The sequence below is a fragment of the Erwinia psychrophila genome (assembly GCF_039023475.1).
Taxonomy (GTDB): domain Bacteria; phylum Pseudomonadota; class Gammaproteobacteria; order Enterobacterales; family Enterobacteriaceae; genus Erwinia.
Genome location: NZ_JBCHVB010000002.1, coordinates 426,598 through 447,937, shown reverse-complemented (window position 1 = coordinate 447,937; position 21,340 = coordinate 426,598). Strand labels below are relative to the sequence as shown.

The 21,340-nt window shown below is 54.2% G+C and carries 21 protein-coding genes and 1 pseudogene; 20 read left to right on the top strand and 2 right to left on the bottom strand.

Features of this window, described 5'->3' with window-relative positions; all coding sequences use genetic code 11:
- Positions 1–61 precede the first annotated feature (61 nt).
- Positions 62–391 carry a DHCW motif cupin fold protein gene (locus tag AAH446_RS08065; RefSeq protein ID WP_342906193.1) on the bottom strand — a complete coding sequence of 110 codons (330 nt, stop codon included), beginning with the start codon at positions 389–391 and terminating at the stop codon, positions 62–64.
- 223 nt (positions 392–614) lie between these two features.
- On the opposite strand from AAH446_RS08065, the gene AAH446_RS08060 reads away from it, so the two are divergent.
- The 9 genes from AAH446_RS08060 to AAH446_RS08020 all read left to right on the top strand — a co-directional run bounded on the left by AAH446_RS08060 (position 615) and on the right by AAH446_RS08020 (position 8,927).
- On the top strand, positions 615–851 hold the full coding sequence (locus AAH446_RS08060; protein ID WP_342906192.1) for a hypothetical protein: 237 nt from the start codon (positions 615–617) through the stop codon (positions 849–851).
- 303 nt (positions 852–1,154) lie between these two features.
- The gene (locus AAH446_RS08055) at positions 1,155–1,538 is read left to right on the top strand and encodes a YgiW/YdeI family stress tolerance OB fold protein (RefSeq protein ID WP_342906191.1); all 384 of its coding nucleotides are present in this window, start codon (positions 1,155–1,157) and stop codon (positions 1,536–1,538) included.
- Positions 1,539–1,809: 271 nt separating this feature from the next.
- A complete protein-coding gene (locus tag AAH446_RS08050) occupies positions 1,810–3,024 on the top strand; it encodes a diguanylate phosphodiesterase (protein WP_342906190.1) in 1,215 nt (404 codons plus the stop codon).
- Between the two features lie 202 nt (positions 3,025–3,226).
- The gene (locus AAH446_RS08045; protein WP_342906189.1) at positions 3,227–3,907 is read left to right on the top strand and encodes an N-acetylmannosamine-6-phosphate 2-epimerase; all 681 of its coding nucleotides are present in this window, start codon (positions 3,227–3,229) and stop codon (positions 3,905–3,907) included.
- A gap of 13 nt (positions 3,908–3,920) precedes the next feature.
- Positions 3,921–4,796 (top strand): N-acetylmannosamine kinase, encoded by an 876-nt coding sequence (nanK, locus tag AAH446_RS08040; protein WP_342906188.1) that lies wholly within the window; start codon positions 3,921–3,923, stop codon positions 4,794–4,796.
- Between the two features lie 68 nt (positions 4,797–4,864).
- Entirely contained in the window at positions 4,865–6,352 is a 1,488-nt protein-coding gene (locus tag AAH446_RS08035; protein WP_342906187.1) for a sodium:solute symporter family protein, read from the top strand.
- A gap of 4 nt (positions 6,353–6,356) precedes the next feature.
- Positions 6,357–6,821, top strand: coding sequence for an N-acetylneuraminate anomerase (gene nanQ / locus AAH446_RS08030; protein ID WP_342906186.1), 465 nt, complete (start codon positions 6,357–6,359; stop codon positions 6,819–6,821).
- Positions 6,822–7,005: 184 nt separating this feature from the next.
- A complete protein-coding gene (locus AAH446_RS08025; RefSeq protein WP_342906185.1) occupies positions 7,006–7,887 on the top strand; it encodes a MurR/RpiR family transcriptional regulator in 882 nt (293 codons plus the stop codon).
- Between the two features lie 146 nt (positions 7,888–8,033).
- Entirely contained in the window at positions 8,034–8,927 is an 894-nt protein-coding gene (locus AAH446_RS08020) for a dihydrodipicolinate synthase family protein (protein ID WP_342906184.1), read from the top strand.
- Between the two features lie 138 nt (positions 8,928–9,065).
- Here the strand turns inward: AAH446_RS08020 and AAH446_RS08015 are convergent, their stop codons facing one another.
- Complete coding sequence (locus tag AAH446_RS08015; RefSeq protein ID WP_463322794.1) at positions 9,066–9,755, bottom strand: hypothetical protein; 690 nt, start codon at positions 9,753–9,755, stop codon at positions 9,066–9,068.
- Positions 9,756–10,285: 530 nt separating this feature from the next.
- Between AAH446_RS08015 and AAH446_RS08010 the strand changes: the two genes are divergently transcribed.
- The 11 genes and pseudogenes from AAH446_RS08010 (at position 10,286) to AAH446_RS07960 (ending at position 21,339) form a co-directional block, all read left to right on the top strand.
- Complete coding sequence (locus AAH446_RS08010) at positions 10,286–11,290, top strand: TRAP transporter substrate-binding protein (protein ID WP_342906182.1); 1,005 nt, start codon at positions 10,286–10,288, stop codon at positions 11,288–11,290.
- A 78-nt stretch (positions 11,291–11,368) separates the two neighbouring features.
- A complete protein-coding gene (locus AAH446_RS08005; RefSeq protein WP_342906181.1) occupies positions 11,369–11,926 on the top strand; it encodes a TRAP transporter small permease in 558 nt (185 codons plus the stop codon).
- 8 nt (positions 11,927–11,934) lie between these two features.
- Positions 11,935–13,239 carry a TRAP transporter large permease gene (locus AAH446_RS08000; RefSeq protein ID WP_463322793.1) on the top strand — a complete coding sequence of 435 codons (1,305 nt, stop codon included), beginning with the start codon at positions 11,935–11,937 and terminating at the stop codon, positions 13,237–13,239.
- Between the two features lie 448 nt (positions 13,240–13,687).
- Positions 13,688–13,887, top strand: a pseudogene (locus AAH446_RS07995) (IS630 family transposase); the annotation flags it as partial.
- A 192-nt stretch (positions 13,888–14,079) separates the two neighbouring features.
- Positions 14,080–15,675 carry a type VI secretion system protein TssA gene (tssA, locus tag AAH446_RS07990; RefSeq protein ID WP_342906179.1) on the top strand — a complete coding sequence of 532 codons (1,596 nt, stop codon included), beginning with the start codon at positions 14,080–14,082 and terminating at the stop codon, positions 15,673–15,675.
- A 96-nt stretch (positions 15,676–15,771) separates the two neighbouring features.
- Complete coding sequence (gene tssE / locus AAH446_RS07985; protein WP_342906178.1) at positions 15,772–16,215, top strand: type VI secretion system baseplate subunit TssE; 444 nt, start codon at positions 15,772–15,774, stop codon at positions 16,213–16,215.
- A gap of 35 nt (positions 16,216–16,250) precedes the next feature.
- The gene (locus AAH446_RS07980; RefSeq protein ID WP_342906177.1) at positions 16,251–17,699 is read left to right on the top strand and encodes a VasL domain-containing protein; all 1,449 of its coding nucleotides are present in this window, start codon (positions 16,251–16,253) and stop codon (positions 17,697–17,699) included.
- A gap of 131 nt (positions 17,700–17,830) precedes the next feature.
- Positions 17,831–18,694, top strand: coding sequence for a UilS family quorum-quenching N-acyl-homoserine lactonase (uilS, locus tag AAH446_RS07975; protein WP_342906176.1), 864 nt, complete (start codon positions 17,831–17,833; stop codon positions 18,692–18,694).
- A gap of 156 nt (positions 18,695–18,850) precedes the next feature.
- Complete coding sequence (locus AAH446_RS07970; protein ID WP_342906175.1) at positions 18,851–19,321, top strand: GNAT family N-acetyltransferase; 471 nt, start codon at positions 18,851–18,853, stop codon at positions 19,319–19,321.
- A gap of 83 nt (positions 19,322–19,404) precedes the next feature.
- Positions 19,405–20,256, top strand: a complete 852-nt coding sequence (locus tag AAH446_RS07965) for a MurR/RpiR family transcriptional regulator (protein WP_342906174.1) — start codon at positions 19,405–19,407, stop codon at positions 20,254–20,256.
- A gap of 252 nt (positions 20,257–20,508) precedes the next feature.
- The gene (locus tag AAH446_RS07960) at positions 20,509–21,339 is read left to right on the top strand and encodes a transporter substrate-binding domain-containing protein (RefSeq protein ID WP_342906376.1); all 831 of its coding nucleotides are present in this window, start codon (positions 20,509–20,511) and stop codon (positions 21,337–21,339) included.
- Position 21,340: the final 1 nt, after the last annotated feature.

Genomic DNA, 21,340 nt, shown 5'->3' with positions numbered 1-21,340 from the left:
TGAAGAATATCGAAATAGCCGCTTTGGCGTCGCTGTGCCCGGCGGTAGTCGCCGCTTCGGGCTAATCGACAATAAACAGTTTCGCGCCGGTGGCAGTTGAAGAGCGATGCGCTTCCGCACTGTCAGCCACCTGATAGCTGATGCCGGGCGTGAGGGTAAAAATGCGCCCATCATCCAGCTCGCAGCGCAGCTCACCCTCAAGGCAGAGCAAAATATGGCCCTTATGGCACCAGTGGTCAGCCAGATAGCCTGGAGAATATTCCACCATCCTCACCCGGATATCGTTAAAAACAGCGGTTTTCCATGTGGCAAATCCCTGTTCCCCCGGATGAACTTCTGGCGCGATCTCCTGCCAGTTGGTGGTGCCGAACGGCGTATTGGTGATATGCACTGGCAGATCCTTACTAAAGGTGAAAGAGAAGTCATTTTTTATACCAAATTTTAAGCACTGCGAGTGCGTTTACCGCTATCCGCGTCTTACCCGCCTGCCGTACGGCTGAACGGTACTCAGCCCGTTGTAGCGCGTAAAATGTCCCTGAAGCCCGGCTGTTTTGAAAAGATCGTCATATACTTAGCAAGGAGAACGATCCCGTACAGGCTAAGGAGGAACATTAATGAAAACGCTGACAGTCACCTACAATGGACTCTCATTCGACGCTGAATTCAGTGAAACCTCAACGGCAGACAAGGTAGATAAAACCCTGGTCATTCCCGTTAACGATCAAAGCACGGCGGCGTTTGACGCGCTGCCGGATGGAAAACGCTTCTCGTTTGGGGGAGATAACGCTGTAAGCGGCGACTATATTCTGACGGAGAAAGCCCCGGCGCATTATATCTTCACTAACAGTTAGGTCTGCTCCGGCTTTAGTCCGGTTAACAGGGTCTGAATCCGCGAATAATTTGGATTCGGCCCCTGGTGGTTATGGCCGTTCTTCTGACCTGCACCCGCAACAGTTTGCTTCTCCTCACGTTATGTTCCAGCCACTGGCCCCCTGCCGGGTCATCCTACCAGTAACATCATCTGTACCAACCGCTGTTCTCTTTTAACGCCCCCGAAAATAAACCTGACTTTTTTTGTGGTCTTAAGATCCTGTTAAGATATGCTTGTTATCTTCTGGATTCACAAATGAAACTGACTAACAAGGAACTAAGTCATGAAAAAAACGTTAATTGCCATTGTACTGGGAAGCCTGTCATTAGGCGCTTTCGCTCAGCAGTCTGGATTTGTTTCGCCGGATAATACGGCTAACGCGCAGAGCGGTTTTAAGGGCCCCACGCCAGGCATGTCGTCTGTGGAGCAGGCTAAAACGCTCAGGGACGATGCATGGGTAGTGCTTGAAGGCAATATTGTACGGCAGGTAGGTCATGAGCTTTATGAGTTTCGTGATAACAGCGGGACGATCAATGTCGATATTGATGACAAGCGGTGGCAGGGACAAAGCGCCACGCCCACTGATAAAGTCCGTATCGAGGGCGAGGTCGATAAAGACTGGAACAGCGTTGAAGTTGATGTGAAGCGCGTTCAGGTTCTGAAATAACGGTTCAGGATCTGACAGGGATAAGCCTGAGAGGGCATCAACGCCAGCAGGCTTATCCCGTTCAAACGCCCTCCCCTGCTCTCCCTTTCTCTCCCTTCCACCTCGACTTGCCACGCAGAAAAAATGTACACCTTGCGCCGGGCGTGATATTACATTTCGCCAGGCTGCACATGCGTTGTAAAGCCTGCCGTCATCTTAAGGAAAGACCGACAAAATCACAGAAACTTCTGGTAATGTATATGGCCTGAAAGCGGAGCGCCTGGAAAACGATATGTTGTCAACACTCATCTACCGCAGTCATCTTTATGATGACGTACCGATGAAAGTAGTAAAAGAACTGGTCACAAAAGCAAACAAGGTCAACGAGTTACTTGGCGTTACGGGCATATTGCTTTTTAACGGCACCCATTTTTTCCAGCTGCTTGAAGGCCCGGAAGAGGCCGTCAGTAAAATTTATGGCCGCATCTGCGAAGACGATCGGCACCATAACGTCGTTCAGCTGATGCGCGACTATGCCCCTTCCCGGCGCTTCGGTAACGCCGGTATGGAGCTGTTTGATTTAACGGAATACGATCCGCCCTCCGTGCTTCAGGCCGTACTTGGGAAAGGCACCTCAAAATACCAGCTGACTTACGAAGACAGAGCGCTACAGTTTCTGCGCTCTTTTATCGAGTCGAAAGAGCGTGAAAACTATTTTGAGATCCCGCTTGATGGCTCATGGGATTTTATTCCGGACGCCAGCAGAAGCATTGAAGGTGATGACGCACTTGCCCGGCAGGAGGCGTTCAGTTTCGCCTTTCAGCCGATTATCGATCCTATGGCGTTAGAGATCGTCTCGCTGGAAGCGCTGATACGCACCCCAGACGGCGGGTTGCCCCATGAGTATTTTTCTCAGCTGCCGCCGGAAAAGCTCTACGAAGCCGATCTGAAAGCCAAAAAGCTCGCTTTTGCCATGGCGAAAAATTTAGGGATGGATGGGCTGAAGCTCTCCATTAATCTGTTACCTATGTCGCTGGTGATGGTGCCTGGTGCCGTCGAGTTTTTACTTCACGAGATCCACAAGAACGGTCTTGTCCCTGAACAGATCGTCGTTGAGGTAACGGAAAACGAGGTCATTTCCCGGATAGATGAGTTCGAAACGGCCATCAAGCAGCTAAAATCGGCGGGCATGAGTCTGGCCATTGATGATTTTGGCGCCGGTTCCGCTGGATTGCTGCTGCTGGCCAGGATCCAGCCCGATACGATCAAAATCGATCGAAGCCTGATCACCGACGTGCATAAAAGCGGTCCCAAACAGGCGATCGTGCAGGCGATCCTCAAATGCTGCTCCGCGCTTGAAATTTCCGTGATTGCGGAAGGGGTTGAGAAGCCGGAGGAGTGGATGTGGCTGGAGTCAGCAGGTATTTTCACCTTCCAGGGCTATCTGTTTGCCAGGCCGGAACTCAACGGCATTCCCGCCGTAGCCTGGCCGGAAAAATTAGCCTGATCGGGCGCGAACACCTTACCCGGCGCTTATCCCGCCGGGCATCATGATAATCTCCCTGTACCACCCGTCCTGAATTATTCAGCCCATCGTCCGCTATATGACCCTCTTCACACTTTAGCCTCCTGCCTCTTGATGTAGTCATACTCCATCCCTTACTCTTTTTTGGAGTTAAACTTCAAAAACACAGGTAAGGCGGAGTAAGATGTCACTTTTAGTCGAACTACAACAACACGTACGTGAGAAAGGCGGGCTGATCGTCTCCTGCCAGCCACTGCCTGACAGCCCCATGGATCGTCCTGATATCGTTGCCGCAATGGCGCAGGCCGCCGTTGCCGCGGGGGCTGTCGCCGTCCGGATTGAAGGAACAGAAAACCTGCGAGCGGTGCGATCCCTGATTTCTGTGCCGATTATCGGCATTGTGAAACGCGATCTGGAAAATTCTCAGGTTCGCATCACGCCGTTGTTGCAAGACGTCGATGCTCTTGCCGCAGCCGGTGCCGATATCATCGCCTTTGATGCCACGTTCCGCCCACGCCCGGTTGAGATTGATCGCCTGCTTTCCCGTATCCGCAATCACGGTTTACTGGCTATGGCGGATAGCTCAACGCTGGAAGAAGGGCTGAGCTGCTGGCAAAAAGGAGTGGAGTTTATTGGCACCACCCTGTCCGGTTATACCGGCCCGGTCACGCCTACAGAACCCGATCTGAAGTTGGTAGCCGAGCTGAGCAAAGCGGGATGCTGCGTGATAGCCGAAGGCCGCTATAACTCTCCGGCCCTTGCGGCTCAGGCAGTTGATCGGGGTGCCTGGGCTGTCACCGTAGGTTCTGCCGTCACCCGTATTGAGCATATCTGCCAGTGGTTTAGCCACGCTATTAAGCGCTGATCGGGAGAAGAACATGTACACGCTTGCCATTGATCTTGGCGGTACCAAGCTGTCTGCGGCGCTGATCGGCGAAAAGCATGAAATCACGCAGCGAAGGGAACGCCCAACGCCGGCCAGCGCGTCGCCACAGAGCCTGGAACGCGCTTTAGCCGAACTGACCGGACACTATCAGGGAAAAGCGCATCGCGTTGCGGTGGCCTCAACGGGCATTATCGCAAATGGCGTTCTGACCGCGCTTAACCCGGATAACCTTGGCGGCCTCAATCACTTTCCACTAAGGGACTGCCTTGAAAAACTGACCGGGCTTCCCTGTCTGGTGCTTAACGATGCACAGGCGGCTGCCTGGGCAGAATATTGTCTTCTCTCTGACAGGTTCAGACACGTTACCTTCATTACGGTCTCAACCGGCGTGGGCGGTGGCAGCGTGATTGATGGCAGGCTGTTGACCGGCCCCCACCATTTTGCGGGGCATATCGGCCATATTCAGGCCGATCCGCACGGCCCGGTATGCGGCTGCGGGCGTACCGGATGCGTCGAGGCTATCGCCTCAGGACGTGCCATTGCAGCAGGAGCAAAGCACGATCTCTGGGGAAAAGACGCTCGTGCTATTTTTGCCGGAGCAGAACAGGGGCATCTACAGGCGCGGCAACTCATCGCCCGGTCCGCAAAAGCGATCGCCCAACTGAGCGCCAACCTGAAGGCGCTGCTCGACACCGAATGTATTGTGTTAGGCGGCAGTATCGGCCTTGCTCCAGGCTACAGGGAACAGGTCGAACAGCTACTCGCCCGGTTACCCCCTACTTTTCATCTTCCCGTTTATCCAGCCCGTTGCCGGCATGATGCCGGATTAATGGGCGCAGCACTCTGGTGTGAATATTGCGCCACCTGACTTTTAATCATTCTACGAAGAATTAATAACATCCTCCTCTTACCTACACCTGAAAGCAGGAAAGCACCATGACCACATATTCTTTCGGCATGATGAATTACCTTGTTCTTTTTGGCTATTTGCTGGCCATGATGCTTGTCGGCGTTTATTTTTCGCAGCGGCAAAAAACGGCGGATGATTATTTTCGCGGCGGTGGGCGTATCCCCGGCTGGGCAGCAGGCGTCAGCGTCTTTGCCACCACGCTGAGCTCCATCACGTTTATGTCGATCCCCGCCAAGGCTTTTACCTCAGACTGGACGTTTATCTTCGGTCAGTATCTGGCTATCGCTATTTTACCGCTGGTATTTTATTTCTATATTCCTTTCTTCCGTAAACTCAAGGTGACCTCCGCCTATGAGTATCTTGAGGCTCGCTTCGACGTGCGCAGCCGGCTATTTGCCAGCGTCTCTTTTATGCTGTTTCATATTGGCCGCATCGCCATTATTACGTTTTTAACGGTGCTGGCGCTGCGGCCATTTATTGCCATCGATCCGCTGGTATTGGTGTTGCTGATTAGCGTGATGTGCATCATTTATACCTGGATGGGCGGTATTGAAGGGGTTATCTGGACCGATGTTATTCAGGGGCTTTTACTGTCCGGCAGCGCTGTGCTGATCTTTGTGATTATCTGTTTCAAGGTTCAGGGTGGCATCGGTGAAATTTTCAGCGTGAATCAGCATGCCGATAAATTCTTCCCTGCCGCACAATTTCACTGGAGCTGGACAGAGAGCACCGTCCCTGTCCTGATCATCGGTTTTCTGTTTGCCAATCTGCAGCAATTCACCGCCAGCCAGGATGTGGTTCAGCGCTATATCGTGACGGACTCGCTTGAGGAGACAAAAAAGACGCTCCTGACCAATGCCCGTCTTGTCGCCATTATTCCCCTTTTCTTCTTTGCGATGGGTTCCGCACTGTTCGTTTACTATCAGCAGAATCCTGAGCTGCTGCCTCCGGGCTTTAATACTGGCGGTATCTTGCCGCTCTTTGTGGTGACCGAAATGCCTTCCGGTATTGCCGGTTTGATCATTGCCGCTATTTTCGCCGCGGCGCAATCCAGTATTTCCAGCAGTCTTAACAGTATTTCCAGCTGCTTCAACGCCGATATTTATCAGCGGCTCAGTCATAAAAAGCGAACGCCGGAAAACTGTATGCGGATGGCAAAAAGGGTCATTCTGATCGCGGGCCTGGTGAGCAGCGGCGCCACCGTATGGCTGGTAATGGCGGATGAATCAGAGATCTGGGATGCGTTTAACAGCCTGATCGGCTTAATGGGCGGGCCAATGACCGGCCTGTTTATCCTCGGGATTTTCTTTAAAAAGGCCAATGCGGGCAGCGCCACCCTTGGCATCGTGATCAGCGTGATTGCCGTGCTGCTGGCGCGTTACGCCACGGATTTGAACTTCTTCTTCTATGGCCCGATTGGCTTATCCGGCGTGGTGATCGGCGGCATTGTTTTCGCCCCTTTCTTTGCCTCTGCCCCGCCTCTGACCACGAATGAAACGGAAAACTCAAGGTAACAGCATGATCTCAGGACGACTTTCAGACATTACAGCGGCAAACGGTATCGATCCCCGCCTGGTCGCGATTATCAGGCAGGCGCTGGCGCGGCAGCCCGAAACCTTAAGCCCGGGACGCCATGACATCGACGGCGAGAATATTTTTATGAACGTTATGACGTTTGATACCCAGCCTCCCCACAGCAAATGCTATGAGCAGCATCGCCACTATCTGGATATTCAGATCCTGCTCAGCGGTCAGGAGCGCATTGATTTTGGCCCTACAGGGGCGGCTTCAGAGCCCGATCTTTATCATGACGAGGAGGATTATCAACTTTGTCAGGCCATTATGCCTTGCCAGACAATGCATATGCTGCCGGGAATGTTCGCTATCTTCCTGCCCGGCGAGCCCCATAAGCCAGGCTGTATCAGTGAAGCAGCACAGGCCATCCATAAGATGGTGATAAAAGTGCACCGGCGATGTTTATAGCGCGCGTTTTCCTTCCAAAAGCGCCCTTGTAGCGGTTCTTCAGGCAGTTTCCCGTCATCTCTGCGATGTCTGTATTTCACTATGCTGACATCGCGCTTTTTTTCACGGCCCAGACTTGGTACGCTCTGAAATGTTGATGAGTACAGGCTTTTTACCTTATTAAGCCCTCAGGAGCAGGAAATGTATGGCGTCCCACATCCCACATCTTAAACCCGGAAAGATCCTCGATACGCTTGGGGCCATGCAAAACAGCCTGACACGCACCGCCCAGCGCATTGCGTGTTTTATCCTCTCTTCTCCCCAGCGGGTGACGCAGCTCTCTATCGCGGAGTTATCGCGTGAAATTCAGGCGGGCGAAGCAACCGTTATCCGTTTCTGCCGGACCCTGGGCTATAAGGGCTTCCAGGATTTCAAAATGGACCTGGCCATTGAGCTGGCCACCAGCGAACCGGAGAACAGCGGGTCATTACTGGATGCAGAAATCCGTGATACGGACAGTGCACAGACTATAGGATTGAAGCTGCAAACCACAATCAATAACGTCCTCTCTGAAACGCTCAACCTGCTGGATATGAATCAGGTAAACCAGGTTGTGACGGCGTTGCGGTCCAGTAATGCGATCTATATCTTCGGCGTGGGGTCTTCGGGGATTACCGCCGAAGATATGAAGCATAAGTTGATGCGTATTGGGTTACGCGTCGATGCCGTCACCAATAACCACTTTATGTATATGCAGGCGACCCTGTTAAAAGCGGGGGATGTGGCTATCGCGATCAGCCACTCCGGCGCATCGCCGGAAACCGTCCATGCGCTCAGGCTCGCCCGGGAAGCGGGGGCCACGACCGTCGCGCTCACGCATAACCTTGGCTCCGCCCTGGTTGAGGTTGCCGATTTCAGCCTTATAAACGGGAACCGGCAGGGTATGCTGCAAGGCGACTCGATAGGCACTAAAACCGCGCAGCTTTTCGTTCTGGATTTGCTTTATACGCTGCTCGTTCAGGCCGCACCGGAACAGACCAGGCAAAATAAACTGCGCACGATGGATGCGCTTAGTCTGCCAAAATAGGTCCTGTTAGCGGCACCGATCACACTTCACACTCTTCATGCTTTTCTCCCGGCAAGCTCGCTTGCATCACATCCTCCGTCGCCTTAAAGTGGAGCTATACTTCATTTTAATTATTATTACAGAGTTAAACTTCAACTGAGGCATGCATGAAAAAACTGACAGGACTTATCGCCGCGCCCCATACGCCCTTCAGTGCTGATGGCGCTGTAAATTATGCGGTTATCGACAAAATCGCTGCACATCTGATCGAACAGAGGGTAAATGGCATCTACGTGTGCGGTACTACCGGCGAAGGCATTCACTGCTCCGTCGATGAGCGCAAGAAAATTGCTGAGCGTTGGGTCAGCGCCGGTGAAGGTAAGCTGAGTATCACCCTGCATACGGGCGCGCTCAGCATTGCTGATTCGCTTGAGCTGAGCCGCCATGCGGAAACGTTAGATATCTTTGCCACCTCGGTAATTGGACCCTGTTTCTTTAAGCCCGGGCGCGTGGAAGATTTGGTGGAGTATTGCCGTATTATTGCCGCCGCCGCCCCTTCCAAAGAATTCTACTATTACCACTCCGGCATGTCGGGCCTGAATCTGGATATGGAACAATTCCTGATTGCCGCTGACGGACGTATTCCTAACCTCGCGGGGATAAAATTCAACTCCGGCGATATGTATGAGTATCAGCGCTGCGTCCGCGTCAGTCAGGGTAAGTTCGATATCCCCTTTGGGGTGGATGAGTGTTTACCTGCCGGGCTGGCATGCGGCGCAACAGGCGCTGTCGGCAGCACCTACAATTATGCGGCCCCGCTCTATCATCGTCTGATCGACAGTTTTCATCGCGGTGATCATCAGGACGTGGCGGCCTGCATGGATAAAGTGATCGCCATTATCCGGGTACTGGTGCAATACGGCGGTGTGGCAGCGGGCAAAGTCGCCATGCAGCTCCATGGTATCGACGCTGGCGATCCCCGTCGTCCCCTCGCTCCCATGAACGGGCAGCAAAAGCAGGACGCGCTGCGGGCCTTTCGCGAAGCGGATTTCCTGAACTAAACCCGGAACGGCCTGAAGCGGGCAATGGTTATTGCCCTGCTTCAGCCCATGCCGTTCATTAATGGATAGCGCCATGCCCTGTAACCGCGATAAGGAAAGCGGGTTATCCTGCTGAAGGTGATGACTGAGGCTCTCACCTTAGCCCGCGCCAGCAGCAGGGTAACGCCTTGACCAGTTATAGTTGACCCTGGCCAGCTTAAGCTCTCCAGCCACCTCGCCATACCGGCGTTCCCGACGTTCATGAAAATAATCACGTAACGATGCAGGCAGCATTTGTGCTCTGTAGCGCAGCAGCGTGCTATGCCAGAATGGCGCAGGCAACGGGGTATTTTTATGGCGGTCGAGAAGTTCTTCTCTCCAGGCGGAACCTGCTATCTCTTCACAGAACCGGTGACGTAATTCAACAGCCCATACGTCTGGAATACCGGCAAGCAATAGCTGGCTGGGCAGCGCCACCAGCCGTAATTCCGCGATCGTAACCCGCTTATCCTGATACTCTGACCACAGGCTTAACAAGCTATCTGTTTTTCCCGGCAGGGCTTCATTTTCATCATAGAGCGGTAACGTAATGGGGAGAAAGGTAAAATGAAACGCGTTATCTGGCAGCACATCGGCTAACGGATCCCCTGAAGTTAATTGCCTGATGTCATTTAAAAGCTCCTCTACAGCCGCAGGTAGCCGCGGTTGCAGTCCGCTGGCCAGCGCCAGTTTATGCGGATCGTAGTATTCCCCAATCCTGGCCTTCCCGGCAGCCTGATCTTCCCGCCATAAGGCGGTTGTTTTCTCATTTGTTGCCTGGTAAAGATCGTCCAGTTTAGCCGTCGTCATGAAAGTTCCTCCCGAGCAGAAAAGCGTTACAGGCATCAGATGGCTCCTGCCAGAGCCGTTACCGTTGTCGTTAATCCCTTTTGATGCGCCAGCAACTCTGACACCACCGCTATGGGTCAGACAAGCGCGGTAATCATTTTGCGCGCTTCGACTGACGTTTCGGGATAAATCCGTACGATAACAACGTTATTTTTAACGCTTACTAATATCTTTCTGTCGCGAAAACCCGTACGGTTAGAAAAGGATGAAGCGGCCGCAATACGGCATCATTGACGGGAGCTATCCAGTCAACCCCAACATGCCCGCAATATCTCTCTCTGCTTCATATTACCCCCGCTGTAACCGGCGATCGCCCCTGTCCGCCGGATACAAAAAAGCCACATAAAAACTAACAAAATCAGCGATCAATCACAAACAAAACACTTTTACATTTCTTTTGAAACAGCGGTTCATAAATCCAATGGAGATCACTTAATTAAAATGAGACGTGTGTAACATAGAGGCATAATGTCTTACATGGTGACTGCAAAATGAAAAGCCCGTTGTTGAAAAAAAGCCTGCTTACCTCTGCGCTCGTTGCGACTTTCATTCTCACAGGTTGTAATGATGAAAAAACTGAAAACGGTACGGTAATTCTTAAAACCGCCTTTAACCAGTCTGAAAATAACCCACAGTACAAAGCCCTGGAGGATTTCAGCCAGAAGCTGGAAACGGAAACCCAGGGGAAATACAAGCTCGAAATCCATCCGAATGAGCTGCTGGGCGATCAGCGCGCCTCGCTGGAACTGGTCCAGTCTGGCGCCATTCAGCTGGCCATAGTTGCTAACCCGTTAGTGGAAAACTTCAATAAAAACTTTGCCGTACTGGCCATGCCTTATATCTACGATAATCCGGAGCATCAGCGTAAGACCTTTACCTCCGGTATTCTCGACGACCTGTTCAGCTCGACGTCCTCCAACGGTTTTGAAGTATTAACCGCCTACACCGCCGGGGCGCGAAGCATGTATACCAAAAACGCTGCCGTGCACGCCCCAGCAGAGATGGATGGCAAAAAAATCCGCGTGATGCAGTCTGACACGATGATCAAGATGCTCAACTGCATGGGCGGCACCGGCGTCCCTATGGGCCAGGGCGAAGTTTACTCGGCAATACAACAGGGCGTTCTGGACGGCGCTGAAAATAACGAAATCACCTACAACGATCTGAAGCAATATGAAGTTGCGCCGTTCTTCTCAAATACGCGCCACGTTATGGTCGCGGATCTGCTGGTCGTGAATAACAGTTTCCTGGCTGACATGTCGCCTGAGGATCAGGCCACCTTCCGCCGCCTGGCCAAAGCCAGTACCGAAGTTGAATTTGACATGTGGAACCAGGCGCTGGATGCGGCGAAAAAGAATGCCGCCTCTCACGGCGCAACCTTTACGGACGTCGATATCAAACCGTTCCAGGCCCGCTGTAACAAATTACAGTCTGAGCTGCTCACCACGCCAGAACAGAAAGCGATATTCCAGAAAATTCGCGATCTTTCGGCTTAATCTTTCAGGGTCCTTTTTCGAATACGTCAGGCTGCTTCGCTTTCCGCAGCCTGGCTTTTTCCGGTATGGAGTTCAGTCATGAAAGTCACCTCCTCCTCTTTAATTACCCCCACCGCAAATCCACCGCCGACAAATGATGTCAACGCCCTGAGCGGCATTAAAACGGTGCTGGATAAGGTCGTCTCATGGATGTGCATTGCTATCGTCGCTGCGATGACGCTATTAGTGACTTATCAGGTCGCCTCCCGCTACCTGTTTAACAGCCCCAGCGCCGTCAGCGAAGTGCTGGCGCGCTATCTGTTTATCTGGCTGGTGCTTATCGGCGGCGCTTACGTTTTCGGTCAGCGGGAACATATGGCAATTAGCTTTCTGCGCGACAAAATGCCCCACGCTTTACGCACGGTGCTGGAAATCGCTGGCGAACTCGCCACCACCGCGTTTGCCCTGCTGGTCCTCACGCTGGGCGGCTATATCGGTATGACCCGGCAGATGGGACAGCTGGACTCCGCATTACAGATCCCCATAGGGGTGATCTACGCCGCCATCCCGCTCAGCGGCATACTGATTGTGTTTTACTGCATCAGTAATCAGTTAACGTTATTCCGTCAGTTGTTTTCGAAACAGGGCAAGGTCTGATTATGGATATGGCACTTAACGTCGCGCTGGTCATGTTTTCTGGCGTGTTTTTTATGCTGCTCATCGGTACGCCGATCAGCATCAGCATTGGCCTTGCTTCTTTCGGCGCCATGGCCCTGATACTGCCGTTTGAAGGCGCGGTGCTTACCTCTGCGCAGCGCGTTTTTGTCGGCCTGGACTCCTTTGCCCTGTTAGCTATCCCCTTCTTTATCCTCGCGGGCAACCTGATGAACAATGGTGGCATTGCCATCCGGCTGATCAACTGTGCCAAGATGGTCAGCGGTTTTCTGCCGGGACCTCTGGCGCAGACCAACGTGGTGGCGAACATGCTGTTTGGCTCCATCAGCGGCTCTGGCGTCGCGTCGGCCGCTGCCGTTGGCGGCATCATGTCGCCGATCCAGAAGAAGGAGAATTACGATCCGGCCTTCAGCGCCGCGGTTAACATCGCCTCAGCACCAACGGGCATGCTGATTCCGCCGAGCAATTCCCTGATCGTCTACGCCACCATTGCGGGCAGCGTCTCCATTTCCGCCCTTTTTATGGCAGGCTATATTCCGGGCATTCTCTGGGGGCTCGGCGTGATGCTGGTGGCCGGCATAATTGCGCGCCGCCGGGGCTATATGGTCTCCCGCCTCGTGCGGGTAAAAGGCGCACGCCGCCGTATCCTGCTTGATGCGATCCCCAGCCTGATGATGATTGTCGTGGTTATTGGCGGCATCCTGGCCGGCGTATTTACCGCTACCGAAGCGTCGGCAATCGCGGTCGTTTATTCGCTGGCGCTGGGGGTCATCTACCGGAATATCAGCCTGTCCAGCCTGCCGGCGATTTTCCTCTCCACCGCGAAAATGACCGCCATTGTAATCTTCATGCTGGCCGCATCCTCGGTCATGTCCTGGGTGATGGCGTTCACGAAAATTCCGGCGCTTATCGCCTCCGGCCTGCTCTCCTTTACCGACAGCTTCCTGGTGATTTTGCTGATCATGAATCTGGTACTGCTGGTGGTCGGGACTTTTATGGACCCAACGCCAGCGGTACTGATTTTTACCCCGATCTTCCTGCCTATCTGCATGCAGTTCGGCATGGACCCGGTACACTTTGGCATTATGATCGTCTTTAATCTCTCGCTGGGTACCATTACGCCGCCGGTCGGCCCGATACTCTTCACCGGGTGTAAGGTCGGCAATGTCAGAATTGAAGGCGTGATAAAACCACTGCTGCCGTTCTTTATGGTCATCGCGATGGTGCTGATGATGGTGACCTATCTGCCTGCTATTTCCATGGCGCTGCCGCAGGCGATGGGTCTGGTCAAATGATGCCGTAAGGCGCCGGTAATTAACGGGAAGCCAGCACGGCTGGCTTCCCGGGCGCGAAACGCCTGCACTGCTGACGAGGATAAAGCTCTTTATTTAAAAGGCCACCGGCTCCGTACGCTTTTTAATTTCTACTGAGTCAGATGCTTCCAGAAAATTTCGCTATTTATTACGACCAGATACTTCCGCCTGATACCACACCTCACTTTCTGAAAACATTCTCCATTTACTTATGCTGGTGCTATATCACTGCTTCTCAGATGAAATGGCTCTGAATAACGATAATTGCTTTAAATAGCTGCGCCGAATAGTAGATCACTTTGAGGGAACTCAGTCCGGATTGTGCGATCCGATCGATCGCCAAAAAAACAAACCACCAACCGGACTGAGCGATGCCGGGCATAGCACTAATTTCCCGTGACAAACGACGCAGGATGCAGAAAGAAATCCATTGAAGGAAAACATGAAGTTCAGCGTGATTTATCCGCCAGTTTACTCGCCATGGGTGAATCACGTTGAGCGTCTATGGCAGGCGCTTCACGACACAATGACGCGCAACCATCAGTGCCGTACGATGTGGCAACTGTTGAAATGGTTCACCATTTTATGGAAACCGGCAGCCCATTCCCCGGGGCAAACATGAGCTGGTAAAAGTATAGCGGCATCAGACGCAGCTATTTAACATAAGGGCTTTTTCTACCGTAAAAATATAGCGTGATATCTTTGCAAATTGTCCAAATCTGAACGCGCGCTATTAACGTTTGATTACTGCACAGCAATTACTCTACTATCGCAAATAAAGGAATAGCCTCATCAAAGATCGCACAGCGATGGAACGGAATAATGATAACCCTGCCGAATTTAGTACATGCCTGCGCAGTTGATGACAATCGCCTGCGTGAACAGGCAAACCTGCATATCCGGGACTGGTCACTCTGGCTGACACCGCTTAGCGACAGCCAGCCTACCGGCGACGATCCGGGCTACGACGATGACTTCCAGCGCATCCGTGAAGAGGTCAATAAGCTATCGGGTATTGATACCGCGCTAATCTGCTCTCTGGCGGAAAAGCTGCTGACGGGAGTAAGCAAGGATCTCCGGGTTATTACCTTTTACGTGTGGGCGCGTCTGCATCAGGACGGCGAAGCTGGCCTTGCGGAAGGGCTTGAGCTGCTGGCCGGGATGCTTCAGCGCTTCGGCCCGCGCCTGCATCCGCTGCGTGAGCGCAGCCGTCAGTCAGCGCTGGAATGGCTGGGGAGCAGCCGGATGACCGACAGCCTGACGCTCTACCCGGAAGTGGATATGGCCGTGATGCAACGCATTGTCGGCGCGCTGCTGCTGATTGAACAGGCTTTACAGCCGTCTGATGAGGCGACGCGTCCCCGGCTTTCGGTCTTATGCCAGGCGCTGGAAAATCGACTGGCGCAAAGCGGTGGTGCGCACAGCCTTGTGCCGCAGACCAGCCGTGAAGAGCGCGCAGATACGCAGACATCAGCCTCCCCGCCGCCGGTGATGAACGCCGTCAGCTCCGGCCGGGATCTGCTTGACCAGGCGAAAGTGCTGGCGAAATATCTGCGCGATCAGCCGGGCGGCTGGCTGGCCGGACACCATCTGATAAAAAGCGTGCGCTGGGATACAGTGACCGATCTGCCGCCGCTGGATGCCGCCGGGCGCACGCGCCTGGTGCCGCCTAAACCGGATCACCGCGCCCATCTTAAGCGACTCTCCCTGCAGCAAAGCTGGTCAGAATTGCTTGAGCAAAATGACAGCCTGCTGGCGCAGGCGGTCAATCATCTGTGGCTGGATTTGCAGTGGTACACCTGGCAGGCACTGCTGAAAGTGGACGGGGATACCGTGCGCGCCGATATCATCTGCCGTGACCTGAAAGGCCTGCTGACCCGGCTGCCGGGCCTGGAGGCGCTCGCTTTTAATGACGGCACCCCCTTTGCGGATGACGTGACGCTGAACTGGATCCATGAAAAGGTGCTGGATGACGTTTCCGGCTGGCAGGATGGTCCCGTTACCCCAGCGGTGACCTCCGGTGACGACGTGCTGGCGCTTGAGCCCGAAGTGCTGCAACTGGCCGACAGCGAGGGGATGGAAGCGGCGCTGAACTGGCTCCAGGCTCGTCCGGGCTACACCTCTCCCCGTGACCGGTGGCTGATGCGGCTGCTGATGGCGCGGGTCGCCGAGCAATATGGCAAAAATGAGATGGCGCTGCATCTGCTGGGAGAACTTGACGGCAGTGCGAAGAGGATGACCCTTGAGCAGTGGATACCGGAACTGATGTTCGAGGTGAAAGCGCGCCGGTTAAAACTGCTGCGCGCCAGCGCAGGCCGCAGCGAGGCCGATAAAACCCGGCTACAGCCGGCGATGGAGGCGCTGCTTTCCGGTCTGATTGCGCTGGATCCTGCCCGTGCCGCAGTACTGTGCGGCTGACCGGCCAGCGGAAAAAACGAAAAAGGAACGCGTGATGCTGGAGTTAGCCAGATCGCGCGGATTAAACCGGAGCCAGGGCCCCGTTAAGGATGATAAATGCCGCAATCCCCTGAAAATCCTTCTCTTTACGAAATGCTGACCGGACATTTTACCGGTGGGCTTCCCCTGAACGCGCTCAGCGCGGAAAACCAGCTCATCTTGTCCGTGCTGGATAACATGCAGCGTATTCTCAACTGCCGTGCCGGTACGCTGGCGCATCTCCCCGACTATGGCCTGCCGGATATGACGAATATCCTTCAGGGGATGCCCGGCACTGCCCATCAGTTAATGAGTACGCTTTCGCAAGTGCTGCTGAAATTCGAACCGCGCCTGAAAAAAATTGAGGTTGTGATGCTGACGCAACAGGTGCCGGGCGAGCTGCGCTATGCCATTGACGCGGAGCTGAAAGGGCTCGGGCTGGTGCGCTACGGCACCGAATTTATGCCGGAGGGTAAAGTGCTGCTGCGCCATCTGAAAGAGCAGCAGCTGGCTGCTTATTAATTCTCTCTGTTAATACCGCTGACGGAGCCTCTCCCATGCAAAACTGCAAACAGCTTAAAAACGGTAGCGACCCGCGTGGGCTGCCTGACTACGCCGCCCTGCGCGATGAGATGATGAAGCTGTCTCACCCTGCCCGCCCGGACGTGAACTGGCAATATGCCGAAACGCTCTGCCGGCGATTAGCCGCAAGCCACGGCGTGGATCTCCAGACCGCCGCCTGGTTTACGCTTGCCCGCACGTACGCTTCCGGACTGGCCGGCATGAATGAGGGCCTGGCGCTTATCAGCCAACTGTTCCTGCACCACTGGTCAGCCATGTGGCCCGCCAGCCCGCATGCCCGGACGGAAATCATTGCCGGACTGAATCAGCGGCTGCAGATCGTCTTCCGTACGCTGACGATCGGCGATCGTGATGCGTTACCGTTGCTCTACGCCTGTGACCAAAGCCTGACGGCGCTCGGTGATACGCTGACACGCTATGACCTGAAACAGGCCGCCCCGACGGTTCTCCTGCAACAACAGATCCGACAGGCCATTTCCCGGCTGGAGGATCTGCCGGTGTGTGAACAGCCCGCACCTGTTGAAACTAATAAACCTGTTGAACCAGTTAAGCCCGCTGAACCTGTTAAGTCCGCTGAGCCTGTTAAGTCCGCTGAACCTGTTAAGCCCGCTGAACCTGTTACGCCTGAAATATCCCGGATCGTGAAGCCCGAAACCAGAGAAATGCTGCCGCCTCCGGACAGGCGTGAGGTGATATCCCCCCAGCCGGCCACGAAAAGCGCCAGCCCGCCGACCTCCCGTCGTCGCGCCCTCGTCTGGTCCTTCATCGCTGGCGCAGGGTTCGCGCTGCTTGCTGGCGGCCTGGCGCTGTGGGGATGGAACATGTTTACTGCATCATCGCCCGCGGAACAGCACTTTATTGCGTCCCTGAAGCCGTTGCCCGGCGCGCTGACGGAAGAGCAGCTGACCCAACTCCGGCAGAACCCATTTGCTGCGGCAAAGCAGGATGCGCTGCTGGCGGAGACCGCTGCGCAGCTGAAATGGCTGATGTCGCTACCCCCGGACTGGCCGCAACGGTACGGACAGAGCCTGATAGCGCAGGCTGGCACGCTCTGGCCCGATAATCAGACAGTAGCCCGGATGCGGCAGGCGTGGCAGCGGAAGCTTGACGCCAGTGCGCTGCCCCTGACGGCAATGGACGGCTGGCATGAGGGAATGACGCAGCTTCAGCAACTGAGCGACAGGCTGAACGCGCTGGATGAACAACGCGGTAAATATATGACGGTGAGCGAGCTGAAGTCACAGGTGTTCACTATTACGCAGGCGTTCAGCAGAACAGTCCCCTTTGAAGAGCAGCTCAGAAAGCTGGCCGCCGGGGACTATGGCGCCGTTACCCCGATCACGCTGAAGCAGCAGAGCGAGCAGCATCTGAAGGAATTAATTACCCGTAGTGCGCTGATCGATCAGCCGGTGGAAAAACCCTGAGGCTATCTGCTGCTTCCAGCCGCACTCATACGGTAAAGGGAATAAACACCTGTGGCTTACACCATCGCAACCGGAATAACTCCCAGGATTCAGGCTGTATTAATCCTCCACTCATTAAAAGGATATTTATTGTGACAGAGATTTCAACACACACCCTTTCTGACGGCATTGCTTTAACGCTTCGCCTGCCCACCGGCGCGACAAAAAGCCCGGTGATTATTCTCTGCCATGGCTTCTGTGGCATCCGGGAAATTCTGTTACCCGACTTCGCTGACGCCTTTACCCGGGCCGGTTTTGCCACCCTCACCTTTGACTATCGTGGCTTTGGCGATAGCGAGGGTGAACGGGGCCGGCTGGTCCCCGCCATGCAGATTGACGACATTCTTTCCGTTGTTCACTGGGCAAGGACGCAGCCAGGCCTTGATGCGCAGAGAATTGGCCTGTGGGGAACCTCCTTTGGCGGATGCCACGTCTTTGCCGCTGCGGCAAGAGATCCGGGCATTAAGTGCATCGTCAGCCAGCTCGCTTTTGCCGACGGCGAAGCCATCGTCAGCGGCCATATGGATAAAGCGGAGAAAGCGGCGTTTCTCGCCACCCTTGAGAAGATGGCCGAAAAACAGAGAAGCACCGGAAAAGAGATGTTTGTCGGCATCACCCGCGTATTAAGCGATACGGCGTCAAAAGCCTTTTTTGAAGAAAACAGGGCGTTGTTTCCAAAGATGGACATCAAAATCCCTTTCCTCACCGTCCGGGAAACGCTGCACTACAAACCGGCAATCTATGCCGCTAAGGTAACCTGCCCCACGCTGATCGTTATTGCCGGCGAGGACAGCGTAAACCCACCCGAGCAGGGACGGGCGCTTTTTAACGCCGTTGCCGCTGAGGATAAATGCCTCTACGAAGAGATCGGCGCACAGCACTACGACATCTATACCGGAGCACATTTCAAACAGGTTATCCGCATGCAGACTGAGTGGTTTGCGGCACATTTGTAAGGCGTGTGGAGAGAGAATGACGGGCCGCGGGCCCGTCACGGCGGGCTTTCCTGCTACGCGATCCGTTACGTTATATATCAGAACTAATCAGATGAAAACGTGGGGATTTATTGATAAGTTTCTGATACTGAAAATAACCTCACCGGCGGGCCAGACATGATCGGTTTCAAAACGATGACAGCAGAAGAATTCTCAGCGTTCCTGCAATATCTGATACCCGACTACGCGGAAGATATTTCCTCCAGCTACCGGCTGCCGAAAGAGGATGCGCTGAAGCAGGCGCAAAACGAAATAGCAGCCAGCCTGCCAGAAGGCCCGGGCACCCCAGGTCATGTACTTCTGAGTATTTTCTGTCATGACGCCGTGGCGGAGCATCACGTAGGCTATTTCTGGTATAAACCAGATGAACCTTCGAAATCAGCCTTTATTTATGATTTTTATATTTTCCCGACGCACCAGAATAAAGGACTGGGCGGCGCATCAATGCAGGCGCTGGAGAAAAGGCTGCGTGAACAGGGCCTCACCCAGATGAAACTCAGAGTCGCTGCCGGTAACGATCGCGCTAAGCATGTCTATGAGTCAAATGGCTTTCAGGTGAACGGGTTTAATATGAATAAGGTGCTTTAATCCGGCTGGGCGCCATGCCAAATAGATGATGACAACCCGACCTGCACTGTGCAGGATAGTTTTTTTATTTTCGGGGAATCATTATGAGTGCAAAAGCGGCAACATTAGAGGGCCGGATCCGACAGCAGTGGGACCAGCTCTCCAGCCACGAACAGCGCCTGGCTGACGTACTGCTTGCCGCACCCGGCCAGCTGGCGATGAATACCGCCACCGAACTGGCGCACAGCGCGGGCGTCTCTAAAGCCACTACCACCCGCTTTTTTCGCCACCTTGGTTATGAAAGCTATGATGCCGCTCGTCGTCAGGCGCGCGAAATGCAGAGCAGCGGATCGCCGCTTTATCTTCAGGCCCTCCCCGGCGATTCAACGCTCGCCAGCCTCATGCAGCAACATCTGGAAAAAGAGATCGCCAACCTGGTCAACAGCTATCGCATGCTGGACAGCGGGCAGCTACAGCAGGCCGTCAGCGCCATCGCCCAGGCGCGCCGCATTGTGGTTATGGGCTGGCGACACAGTCAAACCATCGCACAACTGATTTACCGCGACCTGGTGCATATTCACCCGGATGTGCGCCTGCTGCCGCGTCCGGGTGATTCACTGGCGGAACATTTCGCCGCGCTGGACCGGCAGGATGTGGTGATCTGCGTGGGCCTGCGCCGACGTATGCCTGCGCTGGAAGCGGCAATGAGCGTGCTGGCCGGACGTGAAGTGCCAATGCTCTATATTGCCGACGTGCTTTCAGGCAAACCGGCGCGTCACGCGCAGTGGGTAGTACGCTGCCATACTGACAGCAACCTGATATTCGACAGCACCACCGCGCTTTCGGGCGTCTGTAATTTGCTTTGCTCACTGGTAGCCCGTGAAATGGGCAAAACCAGCAACGACTATCTGGCGCAGGTTGAAACGCTGCATCAGCTCCTCGACGAATTTGAATAACGCTCCGTTCTGGCGCATTTTGCGCCAGGCCACTCCCCAAAACAGCGCATCCTGCACCTGCAGTCTGGCTTACTCCTTTCCGCGTCATGAAACTTAAGAAATTAAATAAAAAATAAAGAAACACACGTTTCTTATTGTTTTACCTGAATAAAGCCGTATTCCTCCTCCATTCCCTCCCTGTGAAATGAAAACCCTGGCACAGAATATGCTCAGTAGAAAAAGGCATTTCACCTACACCGGGGAAACATCATGATGAAAAAAACAGCACTGCTGATCGCCGTTCTTCTTTCCACAGCCACCGTTGCTCAGGCTGATACGCTGGCCGACATCAAAAGCAGCGGCAAAATCACCGTCGGCATCGATCCGACTTTTCCTCCTTACGAATATACCGACGATAAAGGTGCGATCACCGGTTACAGCGTGGCGATCATGCAATCCTTTGCCCAGGATCTGGGCGTGAAGCTGGCGTTTCAGAAAACCGCCTTCAGCGGCATTTTGCCGGGCCTGATTTCCGGCTCGTTCGATGCTGAAGGTTCATCGCTCAATATGACCGCCGAACGTGCGAAGAAAGTGCTGTTCACGGTGCCCTACAGCAAAACGGTCAATGGGGTGCTGGTGCGTGAAGAGGCGGCTGAAAATTTCAGTGGCAAAACGCTCAGCCCGGAAAGTCTGTCAGGTTTGCGCGGCGCGGTGAAAACGGCCAGCGTACCGGAGCAGTTGCTGAAGGGGTTTAACGAGCAGCTGAAAAAAGCGGGCAAAGAACCGATCGCTATTGTCAATGTCGACTCCCTGGACCAAACCATCAGCACGCTGATGACCAGACGATCCGATTTCGTCTTTGACGATATCGCCGTGCTGGCGCCGGTCACCAAAAAGTTCGCCGGCAAGGTGGTACAGGTGGGAGAAGTTGGCCCTTCGCAGTGGATGGGCTGGGCAACCCGCAAGGAAGACGCCAGCCTGAACAAGGCCCTTAGTGACCATATTCTGGCGATGCAGAAAGCGGGTGAGCTGACCAAACTGCAGCAGCAGTATCTCGGTACCACCTTCACCGTGCCTGCCAGCAATTTCATTCCACAGGAGTAGC